The sequence below is a fragment of the bacterium genome (assembly GCA_030655055.1).
GTDB lineage: Bacteria > Edwardsbacteria > AC1 > AC1 > EtOH8 > UBA5202.
Genome location: JAURWH010000190.1, coordinates 1 through 1,641 on the forward strand (window position 1 = coordinate 1; position 1,641 = coordinate 1,641).

The window sequence follows — 1,641 nt, forward strand, 5'->3', positions numbered from 1 at the left end:
GTCCCGCCCGGCCGGTTAACGAAAAAGTGATCGAGGACCAGATAATGGAACAACTGGCCAAGATCACTATCAGCCCGGTGGTCAAGGATATCGTGTTACGGGTACTACGGGAGGAAACCCAGCAGGATAGCGAGTCAACCAGGAGTTTGTATCGTTCTTATCAGAAGGACCTAAATAAGGTGATAGACAATCTTACTATGCTGGTAAAAAAGAACGTCAGCGGACTTATTTCCGATGATGATTATCTGCGGCTAAAGAAAGAGTATCTCGGCGAGAAAGAGCGGTTAGAGGGTTTGCAAAAAAGCACCTCCTCTATCATAGTGGACTGGTTAGCCAGAGCCGAAAAGGTGCTTGACTTCGCAGTACGGGCCGAGGGATTATTTAAGTCGTGTGACCTGGAAGTGAAGAAGCAAATCCTGCTGTTTTTGGGATCTAACTTTATTTTGCGGGGTAACACCCTGGAATTAAAAGTAAGCATGGCCCTAGCTAACATAAATGACCTCGAAAAGGTGTTAGCTTCTCGAGGCCATTCTACGGCACCCATCAAACATCTTGACACACAACAACTTACAGATGTTCAAAAAAGTTCTATTATTAAGGGATGGGGTGGATGAGGGGATTCGAACCCCCGACCTTCGGATCCACAATCCGACGTTCTAACCAGCTGAACTACATCCACCGCGATACTAAGGGATTTGTGACTTGATTATTGGGATTAGGTCTTTGTTTTGCTGTATTTTAGATTTTAGGCTTTTTCTCAGCCCGCATATCATTTTGCTGATGTCGGTGCAGGTGCTGATCCTACATTCGGAACTTAAATTATCCAGATAATTTAAGTCTCGTATTTTATATAGCCAGTTCTCTGTTTCTGCCGTACTTCGTCGGGCAATATCCAGATAGTTAACGTATTCTTTGGTGGAAGCTGTGTTAAACCCCTCAGATATATTGGCGCTGACGGACCCGCTGCTGCGCAATATCTGATCGGATATTATTTTTGCCGCTCTGGTTGAAGGGTACTTTTCAACATCAACCGTGAGGTCTAAAAACAGCCTGTGGGCTTTTTGCCATACTTCCAGCTCGGTAAAACTTTTCACTCCGCTCCTCCCATAATTCACAAAATTCAAAACACAGCGCTCTTACAAATCCCAGTAATCTATTCCCCATTCCCTAAGTATGGTACGCCTGACAGGATTCGGACCTGTGACCCTCTGCTTAGAAGGCAGATGCTCTATCCAACTGAGCTACAGGCGCATATCGCCGTCGTTTGGGATTTGTTTTTTGTGTTTATACAAAATCACATATATGAGATCTAATTCTAATCCCTTAGATCCTTTCCCAGTTCCCTGAGCTGGTCGGGGTGCCCAGACTCGAACTGGGGGCTTCTTGCTCCCAAAGCAAGCGCGCTACCAACTGCGCCACACCCCGCTTTAATACAGGAATTTGTAATTATTTAACACTTTTACCGGTGATGTCAAGCAATACCGGGGGTTCGATCCCGGCCCGGACATTCAGGCCGCGGGGCAGTTGGGCCGGTCACGGCCCGACAGGCTGGCGATCAGCGGGGCGATCTTCTTCAGGGCCAGGGTCCGGTGGCTGATCCCGTTCTTCTCTTCCGGCGAAAGCTGGGCCATGGTCTTTTCA

The 1,641-nt window shown here is 47.3% G+C and carries 2 protein-coding genes and 3 tRNA genes; 1 reads left to right on the forward strand and 4 read right to left on the reverse strand.

The genetic code is table 11. The annotated features are described in order from the left end of the window. Positions 1 to 614, forward strand: a 614-nt coding sequence (locus tag Q7U71_08970) for a hypothetical protein (protein MDO9391889.1), incomplete at its 5' end; no start/stop codon positions are given. On the opposite strand, the gene Q7U71_08975 is transcribed toward Q7U71_08970, so the two are convergent. From Q7U71_08975 to Q7U71_08990, 4 genes are all read right to left on the reverse strand, one after another. Then, positions 603 to 679 (reverse strand) — tRNA-His (locus Q7U71_08975). The two genes, Q7U71_08970 and Q7U71_08975, sit on opposite strands and share 12 nt — an antisense overlap. Before the next feature lie 7 nt (positions 680 to 686). After that, positions 687 to 1,094 (reverse strand): four helix bundle protein, encoded by a 408-nt coding sequence (locus Q7U71_08980; GenBank protein ID MDO9391890.1) that lies wholly within the window; start codon positions 1,092 to 1,094, stop codon positions 687 to 689. Positions 1,095 to 1,174: 80 nt separating this feature from the next. Next, a tRNA-Arg gene (locus tag Q7U71_08985) sits at positions 1,175 to 1,251 on the reverse strand. Between the two features lie 98 nt (positions 1,252 to 1,349). Then, a tRNA-Pro gene (locus Q7U71_08990) sits at positions 1,350 to 1,425 on the reverse strand. Positions 1,426 to 1,641 lie beyond the last annotated feature (216 nt).